The following is a 21,923-nucleotide window of genomic DNA, read 5'->3' on the forward strand; positions in this document are numbered from 1 at the left end:
ACGAAATTCCTGACAGTCCCGCCATGGGCTACCGCAAACTCTCGGCCCGCCCGCGCCACCACGCCCAGGATCCGGACGCCATCCCGGTTTTTAAAAAAGCTTCCCCGCCCGCCTGGAGGCGATCGCGCAGGCCGTCGGCGGCAAGCCGATGGAGATCTGGTTCGCCGACGAGGCCCGGGTCGGCCAGAAGAACACGATCACCCGGCGCTGGGCCAAACGCGGCACGCGCCCCGCGGCACCCAAGGACCAACGCACCCGGCCTACCTATTCGGGGCGATCTGCCCGGCCAGAGGCACCGGGGCCGGCCTCGTCATGCCTCGCTGCACCACCGAAGCGATGGCTCTGCACCTCGAAGAGATCGCCCAGGCTGTCGCCCCCGGCGCGCATGCCGTCCTGCGGCTCGATCAAGCCGGCTGGCACACGACCACGAAGCTCGCTGTGCCCGCCAACATCACGCTGCTGCCCCTGCCCGCCCGCTCCCCCGAACTCAACCCCGAACTCAGCCCCGTGGAGAACCTGTGGCAGTTCATGCGTGACGACTGGCTCGGCAACCGCGTCTTCACATCCTACGCCGACATCCTCGACCACTGCTGCGACGCCTGGAATACCCTCATCGACCGCCTCTGGCGCATCATGTCGATCGGACTGCGCGCCTGGGCCCATGAGTTCTAATCAGTGAGGATTGGTATTAACCGTGCGAATATCCTGGCTGACACTGATCGACAAAAGTGCAGTCAGGATGACACCGAGCCCCGCACCGAAGAAGCCGCCATAGATGGAAGACACTCCGATCATCGCAGGACCAGTCATCGTATCGACGGGTCTCGGGCCAAATTCCGCCTGGTGGGCCTGTATCGTTGGTGCGAACGCAAACAAGATCGTGGCGAACGCGATGAGCACCGGCACAGGGCCGGTGAACAGGGCTTCGGGAAGCCAGAGCAGGAGAAGTGCACCTGACGCGCCTCCGAGGAGGGATGCGGCGGTCAGCCACCCGAGGCGGCGGTCAAAGGGCGGCCATCGACCAGGGTCCGCGAGGACAGCGATAAGATGACCCGGCATGATGACCACGGCATTCGAAGCATTGGCGATCACGGGAGGCAGGCCGACTTGGAGCATAGCTGGAAACGTGATCAGCGTCGCGCCGCCCGCTACCGCGTTGATCACGCCGCCAACCGCTCCTGCCCCCATCAGAAACAGTGTCGTCATCCAATCCATCACGCACCTCCAGCACCGGTTGTGATGGCTGCGAGACGAGATGTCTGGAACGTTTGTGACCGCTCTCAGGCAAGCTGGTAGCGGGAGGGGGTGGTCCCAAAGGCATGCCTGAACCAGGGGCCGAAATGGCTTTGGTCAGCAAAATCTGTCGCCGCAGCCACCTCTGCGGGGGGCGTACCCGTCCGTAGCATCTGACGGGCATTATTGAGGCGGAGCATGCGTCTGAAAGCATGAGGTGGCATGCCGTGGTGGCGCGAGAAGCGGCGCGTGAAACCCTCTCGGCTCAAGCCAGCCTGGGCTGCGACGCAAGCGATTGACGCATCCCTGGTAGAGGAAGGCATATCTGGGAAGAGTTCCGCCAGCGGCCTCGTCATGCTCATCAGGGCTATGGAGTGGTCAGAGAGAACGTAGAGATTGAGGGATACCGTGTCTGGAGCACAATCAATCCCCTGGTGTGGGACACCCGCAGGCATGATGCAGGAGCTTCCAGCCGGTACATCGATGTAGCGGCCGCCGACCAGGAACTGACGCCAACCGGTCAGAACGAAGCTGATCTGCGCTTCTTGATGAAAATGCTGGACGAGAGATTCATTGTATCCAGCACAGCACACAGCCAACTCGATATCTTAACTAAAATTTGACCGCACGTAGCGCCATGACACGGAACCATCCTCCTTTCACGTGATGCGACCGGCTACACTCGTCGGGATAGTCCACGACTGCGTTCAGGATGCCACCTCTCGCACAAATGTCCGCTTCACATTCTATCTCATCCAAAAGCGGACCGGCAAAAAGCCACCCAACCCGGCCATAGAGAAGACGGACGGGTCTCGACCCAACCTCGCCGTCCAGGCCCGCATCGACGATGCCCGAAAGCAGCCATTCGTCGGGCGTGAGGCAACTTCGGTTCGGGGTCGACAGCGTACCCTGGCCTTTGAGCCCGACGCGGACATCCCGCGACGAACGCGATATCGTTGTACGCTTCGAAATCAATCAATCGTAGAGCGCCTACATAGAGCCGGGCATTTCGCGGGAGATCGATCACTGCAAAATCTGTAATGCGAAGCTTCGGAAAGAAATTCTCCACGGCTAGGTGTTATAAACCATTAATAAATCTATTATCGAGATCGATTAATAGTGGAGATAATATAACACTCTCCGGCCGCACTTGTCGTTCGACTACATGTCGCTTGCGCCGGAGGTCGTCATCTGGCCAAGAGAACCGAGCGGATCAGTGCCGTCCGCTCGCCCTGCCATCGTCACACGACCGAAGATGCACCAACTGCGAACCCAGGTTACCGAGTGGAGGCAGGCCACGGATCTTTGGTGTTTTCGCCTATCAAGCTAAGCTCTTCCAAGGTGTCCGCCGATTTTTTTGGAGTGTTGCATTGTGGGCATCGCTTAATTATCGACAAGCGTTCAAGTCCCTGATTTAGAGGGGACTACGATGTATCGAAAAATTACTGCTGTTCTTATCGCCTCGATCAGTTTGGCCGCCTGCCAAACTGCTACGCCGGGCCCGCAGCAGACAGCTGTGTTCCAAGAGGACATCGCACGCCTTCGCGCCGATCGTGACACAAAGCGCATCTCGTATACGGAGTGGGCGGAGCGCACGGGGGCTGCTGTGCGGGCAAACGTGACGCTCAGCCCCGATCAGGAAGCCGCGATCACCTACCGGACGCAGCTGGCCCGACGCGTGGATGCAGGCGCGATGACGCCGCGCCAGTTCGAACGCGAGAGCGCTCGTGCCCTGGAGCGCGTGAGGGCAAGCAAGCAGGGCGCCTGAGGTCGTACAGACCCTGCACGGGGCGTCATCGTTCAATTCATGGCGTCGCTTGATACCGTCTGCAGGCTGGCAGCAGCCTTGACGATGGAGAGCACGCTGCTGCGCGTCACCTTGTCGGAGATGGTAGCGAAGGTCTGGACCAGTTCCATCACCTCCGGGTCCTGCAGCAGGTGCTGGATCGACGCGCGGCCGTCGACGGCCTCAGCCGGATCGTCGAAGAAGGTCGAGACCGGTACGCCGAGGAAGTCCGCGATGGCCTGAAGACGTGCGGCGCCCACGCGGTTGCGGCCCTTCTCGTATTTCTGGACCTGCTGGAACGTGACCCCAAGGGCCTGAGCGAGCGCGGTCTGGCTCAGTCGCTGGGCCGTTCGATACGCCGCGATGCGGCTGCCGATCGAGCGGTCGCCATCAGTAGTGAGCTTCGGCGCATGGGTGAGGGTCATCTCGGCAGTCTCTTTCGGGTTGGAGGAAGCCGAGCCGGCGTCGCTGCCATCCCGAACACAACCTAATACGCATTGCGCGCGATTGAGTTTCAAGGAAAAGATCAATTCTGGGTTGCAAAAACCGCATAACTTTTTCGTGTACGATCCTCGGTCATCTGACCCGAACCCGTACTCACCCTCTCGTTACGCCTCGCCCAGACGGGTTCTAAGGTAGCTACAGCCCGGGGCTGTATTACAAATCCTATCGTGCCCGAGGATTGCATTAATTGAGGGTCTGGGCTGTGATGTGCGACGCAATCTTTTATGGAGGCAGCCCATGCCAGCATCTTTGCAATCCATCCTCGATGCATCGGGCTATCTCGGTACATGGGAAACGGATCTTGATACGCAGATCGTCGAGCTGACAGGTGCGCTCCCCCGGGTGCTTGCCGTCGATGAGACGCAAGGTGCATCGGGAGTACCCGTCTCATTGCTTCTGAAAGGCGTCCATTTGGCAGATCGCGAGCGTATCGCTCAGCTCATGCACAAGGCTCACAACACCGCAGGGCGGTTTGAAGCCGAGTTTCGAACCTGCGACCGAGAGGGCGGTGTTCACTGGATCGCCGCACGTGGCCGTGTCGAGACTGATCCCACCGGCCGGGGCTTGCGCTGCATTGGGCTGATGACGGACTTGACGGAAGCGCGCCGGGATGGCGAGGCTGCAACCGATCATACGATGCAAACGATCGACCGGGTGGTCGATGCGCTCATGGCGCTTCGATCTTTGACAAAGGAGCTAGGTTCGCCAATCCTGCCGACCTTGATCAACGTCATGCTGCTTGAACTCGGAACGATCCTGGCCAGTAGTATCGGATCGAGCGACTTCGACCGCGTGCACTGACGAGAGTTCGATCAAGCCGTCCGCTGCCTGACGGCGGTTCGACCGTGACACGATCAAGTCCGCCTCGAACTTGAAGGTGCCGCGGTTTGCCGGAACGGGGCGCTGAACGGCTTCAGGCCGCCTCTGCGACCTTCTTCCGTCCACGCGCCTTCGGGGCTGCCTCAGGGGCGTCTGTCGCTTCCGGGGCGATCTTACGGCGCTGCTGACCGAGACCAAGCGCATGAGCGAGTGCTGAGCGCTGGGCGGAGTAGTTGGCCGTCGTCATCGGGTAATCGGACGCCAAGCCATATTTCGCGCGGTAGCCCTCGGGGGTCAGGCCGCGCAGCGTCAGGTGGCGCTTCAGTGTCTTGTAGGACTTCCCATCCTCGAAGCTGATCAAGGCGTCAGGCGTGATCGACTTCCTGATCTGAGCCGGCGTCGGCTTCTCAGGGCCAGCGGTCTCGGCTGCGGCCTCGTTGCCAAGACCAGCCAAGGCGGCATGTACGCTGGCGATCAGAGCGGGCAACTCAGACATGGGTAAGTTGTTGTTCGACACGAAGGCGGACACGAGGTCGGCCGTCATTTCAAATTCGTCTCGCCCCGAGACGAAAATTGCGCTGTCATGCATAGTACTACCTTTAAAAGATCTCCAGCTTTGCATAACGATTTCCGGAATTAATCGTCAAGCTTTTGTCAGAAATTTCGCCTTAGCGCGTGTTATGAACCTGTCATCAGTCGTTCTGCCTGTTTCAGCATGAGACAGACGAAGGCGACCATATGAAGTCCTGCCAGCGTGCTGGCATAACGTTCGTAATCCTTGACCAGGCGCCGACAGCGCGTCGCCCAGGCGAAGGACCGCTCCACCACCCAGCGACGCGGCAGCAGGACAAACCCGCGTTTGGCCTCGGGCGCCTTGACCACCTCCAGGGCGATACCGTGTTCCTGGGCCGCGTCCGCCGCCCGCGCGCCGGTGTAGCCCTGATCGACGAAGCCCGTCTCGACGCTTCCGCCCGTCTCCGTTTGCACCGCGCCGGTCAGGCGATCGACCTCGCCGCGATCGTCGGCATCGGCCGGGGTGACATGCAGCGCCACCACGTGGCCGGGCGTGTCTACCGCCAGATGCACCTTCGAACCCCGCTTGCGCTTGGCCCCGTCGTAGCCCGCCCGCTCGCCGCTCTCGGGCGAGGACCGCAGCGTTCGGCTGTCCAGGATCACCGCCGACGGCTCCGGCTCCCGGTCCCCCGCTATCCGTAGAACCGCCCGCAGGTCCCCGGCCACATCGGTGAAGCACTCCGCAGCCAGCCAGCGCTGCGTCTGCTGGTACACCGCCGCCCACGGCGGCAGGTCGTGCGGCATGAACCGCCACGGCGCCCCCGTCTTCACGATGAACCGCAAGCCGTTGAACACCTCCCGCAACTCGTGGTCGCGCTGACCTGAACTCTCCCGCAACAACGCCAGATACGGCGCAACCAGCGCCCATTCCTCATCGGACACGTCAGAGGGATAGCCGGCACGACCTGCGCTCATGCCCAAAAACGCAAACCACACCCTTTCAGTTCATAACAGCCTCTAGGAGATTTTTAGATTTTCTGGGGTTGGCAATGCGTATTCTTCTAGTCGAGGACGATGCGGCTGTCGCGCAAAGCGTTGAGCTGATGCTCAAATCCGAGCGGTTCGTGACCTACACCACCGACCTCGGTGAGGAAGGGATCGGTCTCGGCAAGCTCTACGACTACGACATCATCCTGCTCGACCTGACGCTTCCCGACATGTCCGGCTACGATGTGCTGCGCAGCCTTCGCGTCGCGAAAATCCAGACTCCCATCCTGATCCTCTCGGGCTTGAGCACGATTGAGGACAAGGTGAAGGGGCTCGGCTTCGGTGCCGACGGCTACCTGACCAAGCCGTTTCACAGGGACGAACTCGTCGCCCGCATCCACGCGATTGTCCGCCGCTCGCAAGGGCACGCCGAGTCGGTGATCGATATCGAAGGCATGGTCATCAATCTCGATCAGAAGGTCGTCGAGATTGCTGGAACGCGGGTCCCGCTTACCGGCAAGGAGTACCAGATGCTGGAACTCCTTGCCCTGCGGAAGGGCACGACGATCACCAAGGAGATGTTCCTCAACCATCTCTAAGGCGGCATAGACGAGCCCGAGTTGAAGATCATCGACGTGTTCATCTGCAAGCTGCTCAGGAAGCTCGCCAACGCATCAGGCGGCAAGAACTACATCGAGACGATCTGGGGCCGTGGCTACGTGCTGCGTGAGGGTGCACCCGAGATGCGGGCTATCGCGAACTTATACCAACCCTCGTTGATCAGAACCCATGGGTCCATCGGCGCATTCCGATGGACATGATGCGCCAGGGCTGGGCGACGATCTTGTTCCAGGCGTCGCAGCAGTGGTCGAGGATGTCGGCGTAGGATTGGAAGATCCGGTTGCCGAGCCAGTTCTCGCGCATGAACTGCCAGAGGTTCTCGACCGGGTTGAGTTCGGGCGAACGAGCCAGAAGAGGCAGCAGGGTGATGTTGTCCGGGACGGCCAGTTTCCTGGTGGTGTGCCAGCCGGCCTGGTCGAGCAGGAGGACAGCGTTGGCGCCGGGCGTGACGGTTGCGGAGATTTCTTCGAGGTGATGGGTCATGGCCGACGTGGTGCAACGGGGCATGACCAGGCCCGCGCCGACGCCTCGGGCCGGGCAGATCGCCCCAAAGATGTAGGCTGACTGCGTGCGCTGATCCTTGGGAGCCGAGGGGCGCGTTCCGCGTGCTGCCCAACGCCGGGTCAGGGTGCACGGCAAAGCCGACTTGATCCTTGGGTTTGCGCACGATGTCGACGTTGATGATCGTGGCCATCGCGGGCTTGTCGCCCGCATAGCCTGCATCGGCGAAGGCCTTGGCGATGAACGGGAAGGTCCGCCGCGACAGGCGCAGCACCGGTCCGGCCCCATCGCGATCCTGTACGTCGGCGGCCTGCGGATCGAGCACGAGAGCGCGCCCGTCCGTGTCGATCAGTGCCTGACGCTTGCGGCCCTTGACCTTCTTTCCAGCGTCGTAGCCCCGCGGGCCACCGCTCTCGGTGGTCTTCACGCTCTGGCTATCGAGCACCGCGGCTGTGGGTGAAGCGCTTCGACCGACCCGCTCGCGGTCGGCCATGACGAGCGTGTGGTTGATCCGGCCGAACAGCCCGTCGTCGCGCCAGCGTGCGAAGTAACGCCTTCACCTTCCTCTCGGTCGTGGTCGACCCTCGGATCGACGATGGCTCCTGGCATATCGTCGCCGATCCGGCAGAGATCGACGGGCTCGAATACGCCTACCTCGAAGGCGAGGCCGGCCCGCAGCTCACCAGCGAACTCGGCTTTACCGTCGATGGCATGCGCATCCGGGTCCGCTTGGACTTCGGTGGCGGCTTCGTCGACCACCGCGGCTGGTATCGCAACGCGGGCGCCTGATCCGTGGAAGAGATCTCTGAACTTCAAACGCAGCTTGCTAAGCTGCGTCGCATTCGAAGCAACGGCACGTTCAGCGTTTCGATCGAAGGCCAGGAAACCAAGTTCAAGTCCGACGCTGAACTTGCCTCTGCCATCGCTGACGTTGAGCGGCGAATCTCCATTCAATCAACCGGCCGGATCACGACGATCCGGCTCCATGCCTCGAAAGGCTTTTGACGATGAAGAACTTCGTTCAGGACGGACACGTGATGACTGTGCCCGCCCCCTATTCAGTAATGTCCGGCGCCGGCGTTCTCGTCGGCTCGCTGTTCGGCGTAGCGGCCTACAGCGCGGCGCAGGGCACGCCTGTCGAGATCGCCACCGGAGGCGTGTTCGACCTCCCCAAGGCTGCAGGTGATACGCCCGCCATCGGAGGCAAGCTGTACTGGAATGACGGCACCAAAGCCGTCTCCACCTCGGCCGGCGGAAACACGCTGATTGGCGTCGCCGCCATGCCCGCGCTCGGTGATGCCGCAGTAGCCCGCATCCGCCTCAACGGTTTCATTCAGTAATTCAAGGTTTGCGGGCGCAGCTGAGGGCGACGCGGCCAGTCCAAAAACGAACAGTCCGATCCCTGCCCGCACTGGAAATTGGGGGACAATCGGACAAGGCCGCACCAATTTCCGCATTGCTTGCATTCGAAGAGATCCGACCCACCGATGACAACCCGTCGACAGTGCTTCCGCCAAGCCGATGTGAGCCGTGCCCTCAAGGGCGCGCTCGCGGCTGGCATGAAGCCAACGCGGGCAGAGATCACCGTCGAGGGACAGATCGTCTTGAGCTTCGAACAAGCCGTATCGAGCACGCCCGCATCCGACTTTGACGCTTGGAAGGGTCGGCGCAATGCGCGTACGCCTTAAAGGCCTGAACGCTGTCCGCAAGAAGCTCGCGGATGGGACCTCGGCCACTTACTATTATGCTTGGAAGGGCGGGCCGAGGCTCAAGGGCGAGCCGGGAACGCCCGAGTTTCTCGCATCCTACCACGAAGCCGTCTCAGCTCGCCGACAGCCGCCACGCGGCGTCCTGCTTTCCCTGATGCAGGGTTATCAAGCGAGCGAGGATTTTCAGAGCCGATCGGCGCAGACGAAGGCCGACTACGTCCGGCAGATCAAGATCATCGAGAGCGAGTTCGCCGACTTTCCGTTGGGCGCACTCAGCGATCGACGCGCACGAGCCAAATTCCTCGAATGGCGCGATCAGCTCGCGCAGCGTTCGCGCCGACAGGCTGACTATGCGTGGACGGTGCTCGCGCGGATTCTGTCATGGTCGGTCAAGCGCGGCCTGATCGACACAAACCCGTGCGAGAAAGGTGGGCGGCTGTACCGGGTCACGCGCGCCGACAAGGTATGGACTGAGGCCGATGAAGCCGCCTTCCTCGCGGAGGCCCCCGCGCACCTCCATCTCGCGCTTACGCTCGCTCTGTGGACCGGCCAGCGGCAAGGCGACCTCCTGCGGCTCACGTGGCACGCCTACGACGGCCGGGTGATTCGGCTGCAGCAATCGAAGACAGGGACACGTGTCGTCGTCCCTGTCGGCGCCCCTTTGAAGGCGGCTCTCAATCGGGCGCCGCGCCATCCCACGATCCTCGCCACCATGAAGGGTGACGCTTGGACAGCGGACGGGTTTCACACGTCCTGGCGAAAGGCGTGCAAGCGGGCAGGGGTCGTGGGCGTGACGTTCAATGACCTGCGGGGCACCGCCGTGACGCGGCTGGCACTTGCCGAATGCACCGAGGCCGAGATCGAGACGATCACCGGGCATGCGCTCCGGGACGTCCGCTCGATCCTCGACGCTCACTACCTCAACCGAGATCCTAGGTTGGGTGAGAGCGCGATCCGGAAGCTCGAAGCGAGAACGAAAGTTCCCAACTGAGCGTCCAACCGTGCCGTTATGTTCTAGTCAGAAAACGCGAAAAGCTTAGAGATTTCAAGTGGCTGGGGGACCTGGATTCGAACCAGGACCAGAGGAGTCAGAGTCCACCGTTCTACCGTTAAACTATCCCCCACCGAAGGGACGGAGGCCGCCTGCGATCCGGGCCGGCTAGAAGCCGGCGACCGCTCGGGAGGGGTCCGTCGTTCGGGAGCGCTCCCGTTAAGGGGAAAGCGCGGATCGGTCAACAGGGTTCGGCCGCGCTTTCGCGATTCCGGCTCGGCCCCATCCGCCGGCGCGGCGGTGCGAGGATCGCCGCGAAATCCCACAACCCTTTGGATTTGTAGGTTTGCCCCGGCGCGGCGCGTTGCGTTCGTGCGCACGTTCGACAATATTCCAGCGCCCGGGCCGGGGCCCGACACTTCGGGCCGCAGAGCCCGCGACGGCGCCACAAGGCGCCGCGACAGAAGAAACGCCCGGATCGGGACACGGAGGAAACAGCCATGAGACTGACGACGCGCGCGTTCGTCGGCGCCCTGCTCGGCGCGACCGCACTGGCCACGCTCGGCGCCCTGCCGTCCCAGGCCGCAGACCCGATCAAGATCGGCGTGACCGGCCCCTATACCGGCGGCTCGTCGGCGATGGGAGTCTCGATGCGCGACGGCGCGCGCCTGGCGGCCGCCGAGATCAACAAGGCCGGCGGCGTGCTCGGCCGGCAGATCCAGCTCGTCGAGCGCGACGACGAGGCCAAGAACGAGGTCGGCGCCCAGGTGGCGCAGGAGCTCATCAGCAAGGAGAAGGTCGTCGCGACCCTGGGCTTCGTCAACACCGGCGTGGCGCTCGCCGCGCAGCGCTTCTACCAGGAAGCCGAGATCCCGGTGTTCAACAACGTCGCCACCGGCACGATCATCACCAACCAGTTCAAGGCGCCGGACTACGACAGCAACTACGTCTTCCGGAACTCGGCCTACGACGTGCTCCAGGCCGGCATGATGGTCGACGAGGCCGTCGCGCAGGGCCACAAGAAGATCGCCATCCTCGCCGACTCGACCAATTACGGCCAGCTCGGCCGCGAGGACATCGAGAAGTACCTCGGCGCCAAGGGCGTGAAGCCGGTCGTGGTCGAGAAGTTCAACATCAAGGACGTCGACATGACGGCCCAGCTGCTGAAGGCCCAGCAGGCCGGCGCCGACGTGATCCTCGCCTACGGCATCGGGCCGGAGCTGGCGCAGATCGCCAACGGCATGGCCAAGCTCGGCTGGAAGGTGCCGATGATCACCTCGTGGCCGGCCTCGATGCAGAGCTTCATCGACATCGCCGGCGCCAACGGCAACGGCGTGGTGATGCCGCAGACCTTCATCGAGGACAAGACGCTGCCCAAGCGCAAGGCCTTCCTCGAGGAATACTACAAGACCTACGGCGTGACGAAGATCCCGACCCCGGTCGCCGGCGCGCAGGGCTACGACTCGGTGTTCCTGATCGCCGCCGCGATCAAGCAGGCCGGCTCAACCGACGGGCCGAAGATCCGCGAGGCGCTGGAAAACCTGAAGGAGAAGGTCGAGGGCGTGGTGACGACCTACGACAAGCCCTTCACCGCCGCCGACCACAACGCGATCTCGCGCAACATGGTCGTGTTCGGGAAGGTTCAGGACGGCAAGATCGTCTACGCCAAGGACGCGGACGCCAAGAACGCGGGCGTCGTGCGCGTGAAGGAAAAGTCTTCCAACTGACGAATCCCGCCGCTTGCGCGGGATGAACCAAAGCCGCCGGAACGCTGACCCCAAGCGTCCGGCGGCGCGCGGCCTTCGGGCCGGTCCTCGCCGCGATCGCGAGCGGTCGCGGCGCGCGCCTCCCGCACGGGGGAGGGGACCCGCGCCGGCACGGAACCGGAACCGGGCGGCATGAACGAAAAGACCTTCACGGACGGGCGCGGGTGACACGATGACCATCTTCCTGCAGCTCGTCGCCTCCGGCGTCGCGGTCGGCATGATCTACGCCGCCATCGCCTTCGGCTACCAGCTCACCTTCGCCACCTCGAAGACGCTGAACTTCGGGCAGGGCGAGGCGCTGGCGCTCGGCGCCCTGTTCGGCCTCACGCTGGCGCCGTTCACCGGCTACTGGCTGATGATCCCGCTGGTGCTGGTCTTCGGCTTCGCGCTCGGCGCCGTCGTCGAGTGCCTCGGCGTGCGCCCGGCGGTGAAGATCAAGTCCGAGTACGGGTGGATCATGGCCACCATCGCGCTCGGCATCATCTTCCGGAACCTCGCCGAGAACATCTGGGGCCGCGACGACCTCAAGTTCCCCTCGCCGCTGCCCGAGGAGGCGCTCCAGCTCGGCGGCATCCGCATGCTGCCGATGGAGCTGCTGATCATCGCCGGCGCGCTGCTGATGATGCTCGCGGTCGAGATCTTCAATCGCAAGTCGATCTGGGGCAAGGCGGTGATCGCCACCTCGAACGACATCGACGCCGCCGGCCTGATGGGCATCAACACCAAGCGCGTCATCACGCTGTCCTACTCGATCAGCGCGATGACGGCGGCATTCGCCGGCGTGCTCGTCGCCCCGGTCACCCTCACCGGCGCCACCATGGGCGCGGTGCTGGCGCTCAAGGCCTTCGCGGTGGCGATCATCGGCGGCCTCGAATCCGGCCTCGGCGTCATCGTCGGCGGCCTGATCCTCGGCGTCGCCGAGACGCTGACCGGCTTCTACATCTCCACCGGCTACAAGGACGTGCCGGGCCTGATCCTGCTCCTCGTCGTGCTGTCGATCCGCCCCGTGGGGCTGTTCGGCAAGGCCGTGATCAAGAAAGTCTGAGCCGATGGCGCAATCCACCTTCGCGCCCGCCGCGGCCCCGGCGCCCTCGGCCTCCGCCGGGATCGGCCGGCATGTCGGCGCGCTCGGCGCCGTGCTCCTCGTGGTGTTCCTCGCCGCCTTCCCGCACGTGGTCACGAGCAGCTACTACATCCACCTGCTGCTGGTGATCGCGATCTACGCGATCCTGATCCTCGGGCTCGACATCGTCGTCGGCTATACCGGCCAGGTCAGCCTCGGCCATGCCGGCCTGTTCGGCGTCGGCGCCTACGCGGCGGCCGTGCTGTTCCTGCATTTCAAGCTCGGGATTTGGTGGGGGCTCCTCGCCGGAATCGGCGTCACCTCCGCCTTCGGCCTGCTGCTCGCGGTGCCGGCCTTGCGGGTCACCGGCCCGTACCTCGCCATGGTGACGCTCGCCTTCGGCACCATCGTCCAGATCTTCATCAACGAGCTGACGCCGATCACCAACGGGCCGCTCGGCATCACCCTGCCGCCGGCCCGCGTCATCGACTTCGCGATGTTCGGCATCACCCCACCCTGGGGCGCGGCCGGCCGCAAGCTCGAATTCTACTATCTCGTCTGCGCCTGCCTGCTGGTGACGATCGCGGTGGTGAACCGCATCGTGCGCTCGCCGTTCGGGCGCGCCTTCGAGGCGCTGCGCGACTCGCCGATCGCCTGCGACTGCATGGGCGTCAGCGTCTACCGCTACAAGGTCTACGCCTTCGTGGTCTCGGCGGCGCTCGCGGGCCTCGCCGGCGCGCTGTTCGCCTGGTCGGAGCGTTACGTCGCGCCGAACTCCTACGGCTTCGAGCTCACCGTGCTGTTCCTGCTCGCGGTGACGATGGGCGGCCGGAAGTCGCGGGCAGGACCCCTGATCGGGTCGGCCATCATCGTGATGATGCCCAATATCCTGGCCGACATCGACCTCGTGCGGATCATGGCCGGTCTCATCGCCGCGGTGGCCGTCGTCGTCGGCATCCAGGCCTTCGTGCGGAAGGCCGAGAACCGCTTCGCCATCCTCGTGCCGGTGGTGCTCTGCATCCTGTTCCTGCCGGCGACGCTGGCGCTGCAATCGGTCACCGACTTCCGGCTCAGCGTGTTCGGCCTGCTGATCCTGTTCGTCGTCTACTACCTGCCCGACGGCATCGTCGGCTTCCTGCGCGAGAAGATCCCGGCGCTCCGCCCGGCCCACACCGCGGAGGGCAAGGCGCTCTCGGCCGACGGCGACGCGCTCATCGCGCAGCGCGGCAAGGCCGCCGGGACCGAGGCGCTGCTCAAGGTCGAGCAGGCCCTGATGCAGTTCGGCGGCCTAAAGGCGCTGGCCGGCATCGACCTGTCGGTGAAGCCCGGCACGATCCACGGGCTGATCGGCCCGAACGGCTCGGGCAAGAGCACGATGATGAACGTGCTCACCGGCATCTACAAACCCACCGCCGGATCGGTGACCCTGGCCGCCGCCGGCAGCGCCGCCAAGCGCCTCGACGGGCGCACGCCCTCAGAGATCGCGCTATCCGGCGTCGCCCGCACCTTCCAGAACGTCCAGCTCTTCCGCGAGATGACGGCCCTGGAGAACGTACTCGTCGGCCTGCACCACGCTTTCCACGGCACGATCTTCGACGCGATCCTCGGCACGCCGCGGCGCAAGCGCGAGGAACGCGAGGCCCGCACCCGCGCCATGGCGATCCTCGACTTCATGGGGCTGGCGAGCCTCGCGCAGGTCGAGGCCCGCAACCTGCCCTACGGTAAGCAGCGCCTGCTCGAGATCGGCCGCGCGCTGGCGCTCGATCCCGTGCTGTTGTTGCTCGACGAACCCGCCGCCGGCCTGACCGCTCCCGACATCGCGGACCTTACCGCGATCATCCGCAAGATCCGCGACGCCGGCATCACCGTCATCCTGATCGAGCACCACATGGACGTGGTGATGGGCCTGTGCGACCGCGTCAGCGTGCTCGATTTCGGGCATAAGATCGCCGAGGGCGGCGCCCGCGAGGTGCAGGCCGACCCGAAGGTGATCGAGGCCTATCTCGGCGCCCCCGACGACATGGGCGGCACGGCCAGTGATGCTGGCAAGGACGCCGGTAAAGATGCCGGCAGGGAGCCAGCCCATGCTTGAGGTCGCCAACCTGTCGGCCGGCTACGGCCAGATCGAGGTCCTGCACGGGCTCTCGTTCCAGGTGCCGAAGGGCAAGGTCGTGACGCTGATCGGCTCGAACGGGGCCGGCAAGACCACGACGATGCGGGCGCTCTCGGGCATGATCCAGCCGCGTTCGGGCTCGATCAAGCTCGCCGGCCGAGAGATCTCGGGCCTCGACAGCCACGACGTGGCGCGGGCTGGCCTCGCCCACTCGCCGGAGGGACGCCGGGTGTTCCCGACGCTGTCGGTCGAGGACAACCTGACGCTCGGCGCCTTCCCGCGGCTCACCGGCTCGCGGCCGAAGGGCGACGTCGCCGCCGACCGCGAACGCGCCTACGCGCTGTTCCCGCGGCTCAAGGAGCGCCGGCTGCAACTCGCCGGCACGCTGTCGGGCGGCGAGCAGCAGATGCTCGCCATGGGCCGCGCCCTGATGCTGCGCCCCGACATCCTGCTGCTGGACGAGCCCTCGATGGGCTTGGCGCCGAAGCTCGTCGAGGAGGTGTTCCGCATCATCCGCCAGCTCAAGGAGGAGCAGGTGACGATGCTGCTCGTCGAGCAGTTCGCCATGGCGGCTCTGGGCGTGGCCGACTACGGCTACGTCCTCGAGAACGGCCGCATCCGGTTCCAGGGGCCGGCCGCCCAGCTCAAGAGCGATCCGGCGGTGCGGGCGGCCTATCTCGGCGGCGACCACTGATCGCGCCCCTCCGGGCGTCCGCTCGGATCGCGCCCGCCCGGGCGCCCGCTTGGCAATCCGGGGGGCGAGCCCCTACCTGTCGCCGGGCGACACCCCGGAGACACCCTTGGCACACGACGATTCAGGCCCCGCTCAGATGCACGCCACCACCATCCTGATGGTGCGCAAGGCGGGCCGCGTCGTCATCGGCGGCGACGGCCAGGTCAGCCTCGGCCAGACCATCGTGAAGGGCAACGCCCGCAAGGTCCGGCGGCTGGCCAAGGGCGCGGTGATCGGCGGCTTCGCAGGCGCGACGGCCGACGCCTTCACCCTGTTCGAGCGGCTTGAGGCCAAGCTCGAACAGTATCCCGGGCAGCTCACCCGCGCCTGCGTCGAGCTGACCAAGGATTGGCGCACCGATCGCTACCTCCGCCGCCTCGAGGCGATGATGCTGGTGGCCGACAAGGACGTCAGCCTGCTGCTCTCGGGCGCGGGCGACGTGCTGGAGCCGGAGGGCGGCGTGATGGCGATCGGCTCAGGGGGCAACTACGCCCTTTCGGCCGCGCGCGCCCTGGAGGACACCGACCTCGACGCCGAGGCGATCGTGCGCAAGGCGATGCGGATCGCCGCCGAGATCTGCGTCTACACCAACGGCAGCCTCGTCCTCGAATCCCTCGACGCGGACTCGGTCTGACCCTCACCCGGTCCGTCCCGACGGCTTTGAGGCCGCCGGGAGGCCGCGCGGCCGCTACTTGTCGAAGCTGTAATCGAGGTCGATGCCGTCCTTGCCGTCGTCGCTGGCCTTGAAGGTCATCTTCATGCGCTTCTCGGTCGTGCCCGTGTCCTGGGTCTCGTCCCAGACCGAGGTGTAGCGGCAGGTCATCCGCTTGCCCTTGCGATCCTCGAAGACCGTCTCGGGCTCGACCAGCGCCTTGAGCCGGCGCTTGCCGTCCTTGAAGTCGGGGGCGCCGTTGACTGAGGCCATCAAATCCGTGCGCACCGCGTCCTGCGCGCAGAGCCCACTCGCGGGGGCGGGCGGAGCCGCCGCGACGACTGGGGCCGGAGCGGGCGTCGTCGGCGCGGGCGCAGGCGCTGCAGCCGTCGGAGCGGGCGCCGGAGCCGCTGCCAGCACCGTGAACGGCCGCTCGACCTGGGTGGTGCGGTCGCTGAACTTGTCCCGCAGGGTGAAGGCGAGGACGTAGTCGCCCGGGTCGACGCCGGCGATGCCCAGCGTGAAGTGGAAGGAGAACTTCGGGTAGCCGTCCAGGATGCCGTCCTTCCCAGCTGTGAACTCCTTGTCGATCACGGCCTTCTGGCCGCCGAGGATCGCACCGCCCTTGCTCTGCAGCACGTAGTCGACGACCAGGCCGAACCGGACGTCGCCGCCGGCCACCGGCACCAGCGTCTCGCCGACCGGCTCCATGTAGGTGATGACCTTCTCGCTCGGCAGGAAGGCGCCCACGGCGCGCGGGTCGACGTCGCCGAACCCCTCCGACGGGCGCGTCACGAACAGCACCCGGCGCACGCCGAGGCTCTGGCTGGCGACCGGGGCTGCGGCCGGAGGAGAGGCTACGGCGGCGGGAGCCGGCGGCTTGGCCGCCGCGGGGGCTTCCGCCCTGCTCGCTTCCGATTTGCCCGCCCCGACCTTGCCGGACTGCACGGAGCCGCCCGACCAGAACCCGCCGCCACCGCCGCCGGCCGGGATCGTCACGCTCTTCATGATCGCCGACAGCGCGGTCTCGTTGGTCGCGCGGTCGTCCTCGGAGCCCCACACGGTGACCAGGACCGCCCGGTTGCGGCTCGCGTCGAGGGTGACGAAGTCGATGATCGCCTTGCCGTTCTTGTCCGTCGCCTGGTAGCGCTGCACCTGGCCCGGGGTGCCGTTGAAGTCGATGGTCTGCTCCGTCGGCTTGCCGACGAGCTTGACCTTGTTCTTCGTCAGGTAGGCCTTGCTGTCCTTGATCAGCGAATCGAGGCGCGACTTGCTGTCGGTGGCGATGTTGACGACGATGTCGCCGTCCGCCGAGACGGAGGCGATCTCGGTCTCGTAGACGCTGGTGTCCCAGTCGTCCGGCATCGTCGCGGTGACGGCGGGCTCCTTCGCCGGCAGGACGATGTCCTTGGCGAAGGCCGGCGCGGCCAGCCCGATGAAGAGGGCGGCCCCCACGATCCAACGTTTCATGTGCGTCACCCCCGAACCGGGCTCGAACATCGATCCGGCGCTCGAACTCTCATCCGGTCTGACGAAACGACGGTCAAGGTTGTACCGGCGCCGCCCCCGGATTTATGCAGACGACCTCACGGTTTCGGTCGGAACGCGGCGACGAACAGGGCGATGTCCTGCTTACGCCCTGAGACCGCGCCGCGTCGAACAGATTGTATGGGTAACGGGTCCTTGACAACCTGTGGATATGGTCCGCTGCGCAAGCACAGGGCCTGACGCGCATGACGATCGGCGGCAAACTTCTCGGACTGGTCGGCGCCTCCAGTCTCGTGACCCTCGTGGTCGCAGGCGTGGGCCTCGACACCCTGCGCACGTTCGACCGATCGGTCGGCGCGGCGCGGAACGCCACCGAGAACGCGCTGTTCGCCGCCGAGCTCACTAGGCTCGCCACCGACACGGCGCTGGAATCGCGCGGAATCTATGCCGCCGCCGACACCCAGGCCGCGCGGAAATACGCCGCCGGCATCGTCCGCGACCTCTCGGCGATCGATGCGCTGCTGACCGAGTGGCGCCCGGCGGTGCCGGAGGCGGACCGGCCGCTGTTCGAGCGCGTGGCCAAGGACGCCGCGGAGTTCCGCCGGCACCGCACCGAGACCGCCCGCCTCGGCACGGAGGTTTCGCCGAAGGCCGCCGCCGAGCAGGGTTTCACCGACGCGAACCGCGACAACCGCGTCGCCTTCCAGACCGGCATCGAAACCTTCGTGAAGCGGAGCCGCGAGCGCATCGAGACCCTGAACGCCGCCGCCGAAGCGCTCTACGTCGAGCGCCTGCGGCTCCTCCTGGCGCTGGCGTTCGGCGGAACCCTCGGCGGCCTGCTCGTCGGCGGCCTCGTCGGCCATCGGATGATCGCCAAGCCCCTGCGGGCCGTCTCCACGGCGATCCGTCGCCTCGCGCAGGGCGACCGCGACCTGCCCCCGGTCAAGCCGTCGCGCGACGAGATCGGCGCGATCTGGGCGAGCATGCGCACGTTTGCCGACGCGATGGGGGAGGCGGACGCCCTGCGCCGCAGCCAGGCGCAGGCCGGCCTCGAAGCCGGGGCGATCAAGCGGGCCGAGATGGACACCCTCGCCGACCGCTTCCAGGTCAGCGTCGGCGGCCTCGTCGGCCATCTCGCCGCCTCCGCCGGCACGATGGAGGAGACCGCCCGCGCCATGGCGCGCAACGCCGAGCGCACCAGCCTGCAGTCGCAGGCGGTGATGGACGCCGCCGGCACCGCCTCGATGAACGTCCAGGCGGTGGCCGCGGCCACCGAGGAGCTGGCCGCGACCGCCAACGAGATCGGCGCGCAGGTCTCTCAGACCTCGATCGCCGCCGCCGGCGCCGTCGAGAACGCGCGGCGCACCGAGCAGTCCGTGCAGCGGCTCGCCCGCAGCGCCGCCAGCATCGGCGAGGTCGTCTCGCTGATCTCGGGTATCGCCGGCCAGACCAACCTGCTGGCGCTCAACGCCACGATCGAGGCGGCGCGCGCCGGCGAGGCCGGCCGCGGCTTCGCAGTGGTGGCTGCCGAGGTGAAGAGCCTCGCCGGCCAGACCGCCCTCGCCACCGACCGGATCACCGCCGAGATCGCCAAGATCCGCGACGCCACCGCCGACGCCGTGGCGGCGATCGAGGAGATCGGCGGCACCATCGGCTCCGTCCACGAGATCGCGATGGGCGTCTCCGCGGCGGTGGAGGAGCAGCAGCTCGCCACCCAGGAGATCGCCCGCAGCGTGAGCGACGCCGCCGAGGGGACGCGTGCGGTGAGCGAGACCATGGCCGAGGTCCAGGCCGCCGCCCTCCAGGCGGGCGACGCCGCCGGGCAGGTCCTGGCTGCGGCCGGAGACCTCGCGCGCCGCTCCGCGGGCCTCGGCGGCGAGGTCGACGGGTTCGTCCGCGAGATCCGCGCCGCCTGAAGGCAGGCCGGAAACAGCTCTTGGGATCACCCTCGGCATCGGCCCTGGTAAGCGTGCCGCCCTGCGCTTAGATCGGGGCGATGCGCCATCCCCCCTCGTGCCCGCAATCCTCCTGCCCGCCGTCCGTCCGGTGATCGACCACGCGCTCCTGTCGCGTGCGGTCTCCCGCGGCATCCTCACCGCGGCGCAGGTCGAAGCCCTCGACCGGCTCGCCCGCGAAGTGGCGGCTCCCGAGCCGGAGCGGGTGGACGACGACGAGCGCCTGCGCTTCATCACGGGCTTCGCCGACATCTTCGTCACCCTCGGCATCGCCCTGTTCCTTGGCGCGGCGTGGTGGCTGGCCGGCGACACCCTCGGCGAGACCGGAAGCCGGGCGCTCGTGGCGGCCCTGGCCTGGGGGCTCGCCGAGTTCTTCACCCGCCGCCGCAGGATGGCGCTGCCGAGCATCGCGCTGCTCGCGATCTTCGCGGTGGAATCCTTTCTCGCCGTCTCGTCGATGGCGGGCATCGCCGTCGGCTGGGGCAGCGCCCTGCCGGGACCGAGCGGTTCGGGCGCGCCGGCGCCGCTCCCCTATGCCGGGGCGGCGCTCGCGACGCTGGCGCTGTGCGCCCTGCATTACCGGCGCTTTTCCGTGCCGATCACCATCGCGGCGGGCGCGGCCGCGCTCGCGGGCACGCTGCTGGCGCTGGCCTTCGCCCTCGTGCCGAGCCTCGATGCCGGCGCCTTCAGCGCGTTGCTGGTCGCGGCGGGCCTCGCGGTCTTCGCGCTCGCGATGCGCTTCGACCTCGCGGACCGGCAGCGCCAGACCCGACGCACCGACATCGCGTTCTGGCTGCACCTGCTCGCCGCCCCGCTGATCGTGCATCCGATGCTGACCACGGTCCTCCGGAGCGGCGACGCGCCGACGACGGTCTCGGCGATCCTGGTGCTCGGGGTCGTCCTGCTGCTGGCGCTGGTGGCCCTGGTCACCGACCGGCGCGCGATCCTGGTCGCCGGCCTGACCTATGCCGGGATCGCGTTCGGAACCCTGATCCGCGATGCCGGATTCACCAGCCGGGCCGCCCCGCTGAGCTTCCTCGCGCTCGGCGCCTTCGTCCTGCTTCTCAGCGCCGGCTGGCACGCGATGCGGGGCCTCGTCCTGCGCGGCCTGCCCGCGCGCCTGGCAGCCCGGCTGCCGCACCCGATCGGAGCCCGATGACCACGTTTTCCCCCCGCGAGATCGTCTCGGAACTCGACCGCTTCATCGTCGGCCAACACGACGCCAAGCGCGCCGTCGCCATCGCGCTGCGCAACCGCTGGCGCCGGCAGCAGCTCACCGGGCCGCTGCGCGAGGAGGTCGCGCCGAAGAACATCCTGATGATCGGCCCGACCGGTTGCGGCAAGACCGAGATCGCCCGCCGCCTGGCGCGGCTCGCCGGCGCGCCGTTCCTCAAGATCGAGGCCACCAAGTTCACCGAGGTCGGCTATGTCGGCCGCGACGTCGAGCAGATCGTGCGCGACCTCGTCGAGGTGGCGATCGGGCTCGTGCGCGAGGAGAAGCGCAAGGCGGTTAAGGCCAAGGCCGAGGCGGCGGCCGAGAACCGCATCCTCGACGCCCTGGTCGGCCCGACCGCGAGCCAGCCCACCCGCGACAGCTTCCGCAAGAAGCTCCGCGACAGCCAGCTCGACGACAAGGAGGTCGAGATCGAGCTTGCCGGCAACCCGTCCTCGGGCATGCCGATGTTCGAGATCCCCGGCATGCCGGGCGCGTCCATGGGCGCGGTCAACTTGGGCGACATGTTCGGCAAGGCGTTCGGCGCCACCAAGGGCAAGCCGCGCCGGATGAGCGTGCGCGACGCCTACGCGCCTTTGCTGGCGGAGGAATCCGACAAGCTCGTCGACGACGACGCGCTGATCCGCGAGGCGATCCGCGAGGTCGAGGACAACGGCATCGTCTTCCTCGACGAGATCGACAAGATCTGCGCCCGCGAGGGCCGCTCCTCGGCCGACGTCTCCCGCGAGGGCGTGCAGCGCGACCTGCTGCCGCTGATCGAGGGCACGACGGTGACGACGAAGCACGGGCCGGTGAAGACCGACCACGTGCTGTTCATCGCGTCGGGCGCCTTCCACGTCTCGAAGCCCGCCGACCTGCTGCCGGAGTTGCAGGGCCGCCTGCCGATCCGCGTCGAGCTGCAGCCGCTCACCGTCGAGGACTTCAAGCAGATCCTCACCTCCACCGAGGCGAGCCTGCTCAAGCAGACGGTGGCGCTGATGCAGACGGAAGGCGTGACGCTGGCCTTCTCGGACGACGCGGTGGACGCGCTCGCCCGCGTCGCCGTGGAGGTGAACGGCTCGGTCGAGAACATCGGCGCGCGACGCCTCTCGACCGTGCTGGAGCGCGTCATCGACGAGGTCTCGTTCACCGCCACCGACCGGGCCGGGGAGACGGTGGCGATCGACGCGGCCTACGTCCGCGACCGGGTCGAGAGCCTCGCGGCCAACGCCGACCTCAGCCGCTTCATCCTGTAGCGTGGTGCGCCACATCGAGC

Annotated in this window: 21 protein-coding genes, 1 tRNA gene and 4 pseudogenes; 17 read left to right on the plus strand and 9 right to left on the minus strand. The window is 66.5% G+C overall.

Features of this window, described 5'->3' with window-relative positions; translation table 11 throughout:
• Nucleotides 1-672, plus strand: a pseudogene (locus MFF13_RS19385) (IS630 family transposase); the annotation flags it as partial.
• Here the strand turns inward: MFF13_RS19385 and MFF13_RS19390 are convergent.
• The gene (locus MFF13_RS19390) at nucleotides 673-1,215 is read right to left on the minus strand and encodes a sulfite exporter TauE/SafE family protein (protein ID WP_238272767.1); all 543 of its coding nucleotides are present in this window, start codon (nucleotides 1,213-1,215) and stop codon (nucleotides 673-675) included.
• Between the two features lie 65 nt (nucleotides 1,216-1,280).
• A complete protein-coding gene (locus MFF13_RS19395; protein WP_373322583.1) occupies nucleotides 1,281-1,757 on the minus strand; it encodes an AraC family transcriptional regulator in 477 nt (158 codons plus the stop codon).
• Here MFF13_RS19395 and MFF13_RS19400 point away from each other — a divergent pair.
• Both MFF13_RS19400 and MFF13_RS19405 read left to right on the plus strand, forming a co-directional pair.
• Entirely contained in the window at nucleotides 1,668-1,856 is a 189-nt protein-coding gene (locus MFF13_RS19400) for a hypothetical protein (RefSeq protein WP_238272781.1), read from the plus strand. The two genes, MFF13_RS19395 and MFF13_RS19400, sit on opposite strands and share 90 nt — an antisense overlap.
• 806 nt (nucleotides 1,857-2,662) lie before the next feature.
• Nucleotides 2,663-3,001 (plus strand): hypothetical protein, encoded by a 339-nt coding sequence (locus MFF13_RS19405; RefSeq protein ID WP_147832289.1) that lies wholly within the window; start codon nucleotides 2,663-2,665, stop codon nucleotides 2,999-3,001.
• Between the two features lie 32 nt (nucleotides 3,002-3,033).
• On the opposite strand, the gene MFF13_RS19410 is transcribed toward MFF13_RS19405, so the two are convergent.
• Complete coding sequence (locus tag MFF13_RS19410; protein WP_147832291.1) at nucleotides 3,034-3,444, minus strand: helix-turn-helix domain-containing protein; 411 nt, start codon at nucleotides 3,442-3,444, stop codon at nucleotides 3,034-3,036.
• A 316-nt stretch (nucleotides 3,445-3,760) separates the two neighbouring features.
• Here MFF13_RS19410 and MFF13_RS19415 point away from each other — a divergent pair, with 316 nt between their 5' ends.
• Entirely contained in the window at nucleotides 3,761-4,324 is a 564-nt protein-coding gene (locus MFF13_RS19415; protein WP_147832293.1) for a PAS domain-containing protein, read from the plus strand.
• A gap of 112 nt (nucleotides 4,325-4,436) precedes the next feature.
• Here the strand turns inward: MFF13_RS19415 and MFF13_RS19420 are convergent, their stop codons facing one another.
• Together MFF13_RS19420 and MFF13_RS19425 are read right to left on the minus strand one after the other, a co-directional pair.
• Entirely contained in the window at nucleotides 4,437-4,886 is a 450-nt protein-coding gene (locus MFF13_RS19420; protein WP_238272768.1) for a Ros/MucR family transcriptional regulator, read from the minus strand.
• Between the two features lie 134 nt (nucleotides 4,887-5,020).
• On the minus strand, nucleotides 5,021-5,830 hold the full coding sequence (locus MFF13_RS19425) for an IS5 family transposase (protein ID WP_238272769.1): 810 nt from the start codon (nucleotides 5,828-5,830) through the stop codon (nucleotides 5,021-5,023).
• A 74-nt stretch (nucleotides 5,831-5,904) separates the two neighbouring features.
• On the opposite strand from MFF13_RS19425, the pseudogene ctrA reads away from it, so the two are divergent.
• A pseudogene (gene ctrA / locus MFF13_RS19430) lies at nucleotides 5,905-6,573 on the plus strand (response regulator transcription factor CtrA); the annotation flags it as partial.
• Between the two features lie 49 nt (nucleotides 6,574-6,622).
• Here ctrA and MFF13_RS19435 read toward each other — a convergent pair.
• Nucleotides 6,623-7,093: pseudogene (locus MFF13_RS19435) on the minus strand (IS630 family transposase); the annotation flags it as partial.
• Nucleotides 7,089-7,514 (minus strand): annotated as a pseudogene (locus tag MFF13_RS19440) (transposase); the annotation flags it as partial. The pseudogenes MFF13_RS19435 and MFF13_RS19440, both read right to left, overlap by 5 nt.
• A gap of 23 nt (nucleotides 7,515-7,537) precedes the next feature.
• Between MFF13_RS19440 and MFF13_RS19445 the strand changes: the two are divergent.
• The 4 genes from MFF13_RS19445 to MFF13_RS19460 all read left to right on the plus strand — a co-directional run bounded on the left by MFF13_RS19445 (nucleotide 7,538) and on the right by MFF13_RS19460 (nucleotide 9,664).
• Complete coding sequence (locus MFF13_RS19445) at nucleotides 7,538-7,753, plus strand: phage major capsid protein (RefSeq protein ID WP_444543557.1); 216 nt, start codon at nucleotides 7,538-7,540, stop codon at nucleotides 7,751-7,753.
• A gap of 3 nt (nucleotides 7,754-7,756) precedes the next feature.
• A complete protein-coding gene (locus tag MFF13_RS19450; RefSeq protein ID WP_147830520.1) occupies nucleotides 7,757-7,969 on the plus strand; it encodes a phage head-tail joining protein in 213 nt (70 codons plus the stop codon).
• Nucleotides 7,970-7,971: 2 nt separating this feature from the next.
• Entirely contained in the window at nucleotides 7,972-8,304 is a 333-nt protein-coding gene (locus tag MFF13_RS19455) for a DUF2190 family protein (RefSeq protein WP_238272770.1), read from the plus strand.
• A gap of 331 nt (nucleotides 8,305-8,635) precedes the next feature.
• A complete protein-coding gene (locus MFF13_RS19460; RefSeq protein ID WP_147830526.1) occupies nucleotides 8,636-9,664 on the plus strand; it encodes a tyrosine-type recombinase/integrase in 1,029 nt (342 codons plus the stop codon).
• 59 nt (nucleotides 9,665-9,723) lie between these two features.
• On the opposite strand, the gene MFF13_RS19465 is transcribed toward MFF13_RS19460, so the two are convergent.
• A tRNA-Gln gene (locus tag MFF13_RS19465) sits at nucleotides 9,724-9,797 on the minus strand.
• 367 nt (nucleotides 9,798-10,164) lie between these two features.
• Between MFF13_RS19465 and MFF13_RS19470 the strand changes: the two genes are divergently transcribed.
• The 5 genes from MFF13_RS19470 (at nucleotide 10,165) to hslV (ending at nucleotide 15,973) form a co-directional block, all read left to right on the plus strand.
• Nucleotides 10,165-11,391, plus strand: a complete 1,227-nt coding sequence (locus tag MFF13_RS19470) for an ABC transporter substrate-binding protein (protein WP_147751474.1) — start codon at nucleotides 10,165-10,167, stop codon at nucleotides 11,389-11,391.
• Nucleotides 11,392-11,602: 211 nt separating this feature from the next.
• Entirely contained in the window at nucleotides 11,603-12,475 is an 873-nt protein-coding gene (locus MFF13_RS19475) for a branched-chain amino acid ABC transporter permease (RefSeq protein ID WP_147830529.1), read from the plus strand.
• A 4-nt stretch (nucleotides 12,476-12,479) separates the two neighbouring features.
• Nucleotides 12,480-14,585 (plus strand): branched-chain amino acid ABC transporter ATP-binding protein/permease, encoded by a 2,106-nt coding sequence (locus MFF13_RS19480; RefSeq protein ID WP_147830531.1) that lies wholly within the window; start codon nucleotides 12,480-12,482, stop codon nucleotides 14,583-14,585.
• A complete protein-coding gene (locus MFF13_RS19485; protein ID WP_147814519.1) occupies nucleotides 14,578-15,300 on the plus strand; it encodes an ABC transporter ATP-binding protein in 723 nt (240 codons plus the stop codon). The genes MFF13_RS19480 and MFF13_RS19485 overlap by 8 nt, the downstream gene beginning before the upstream one ends.
• A 136-nt stretch (nucleotides 15,301-15,436) precedes the next feature.
• Entirely contained in the window at nucleotides 15,437-15,973 is a 537-nt protein-coding gene (hslV, locus tag MFF13_RS19490; protein ID WP_147751489.1) for an ATP-dependent protease subunit HslV, read from the plus strand.
• Nucleotides 15,974-16,027: 54 nt separating this feature from the next.
• Here hslV and MFF13_RS19495 read toward each other — a convergent pair whose 3' ends face one another.
• Nucleotides 16,028-17,461: a hypothetical protein gene (locus tag MFF13_RS19495; protein ID WP_147830533.1), complete on the minus strand. Its 1,434-nt coding sequence runs from the start codon at nucleotides 17,459-17,461 to the stop codon at nucleotides 16,028-16,030.
• Between the two features lie 263 nt (nucleotides 17,462-17,724).
• Here MFF13_RS19495 and MFF13_RS19500 point away from each other — a divergent pair, with 263 nt between their 5' ends.
• From MFF13_RS19500 to hslU, 3 genes are all read left to right on the plus strand, one after another.
• Complete coding sequence (locus MFF13_RS19500; RefSeq protein ID WP_147830535.1) at nucleotides 17,725-19,395, plus strand: methyl-accepting chemotaxis protein; 1,671 nt, start codon at nucleotides 17,725-17,727, stop codon at nucleotides 19,393-19,395.
• A gap of 97 nt (nucleotides 19,396-19,492) precedes the next feature.
• On the plus strand, nucleotides 19,493-20,593 hold the full coding sequence (locus MFF13_RS19505) for a hypothetical protein (RefSeq protein ID WP_238272771.1): 1,101 nt from the start codon (nucleotides 19,493-19,495) through the stop codon (nucleotides 20,591-20,593).
• Complete coding sequence (gene hslU, locus MFF13_RS19510) at nucleotides 20,590-21,903, plus strand: ATP-dependent protease ATPase subunit HslU (protein ID WP_147814156.1); 1,314 nt, start codon at nucleotides 20,590-20,592, stop codon at nucleotides 21,901-21,903. The genes MFF13_RS19505 and hslU overlap by 4 nt, the downstream gene beginning before the upstream one ends.
• Nucleotides 21,904-21,923: the final 20 nt, after the last annotated feature.

Origin of the sequence: Methylobacterium cerastii, from assembly GCF_022179125.1 — a bacterium.
GTDB lineage: Bacteria > Pseudomonadota > Alphaproteobacteria > Rhizobiales > Beijerinckiaceae > Methylobacterium > Methylobacterium cerastii.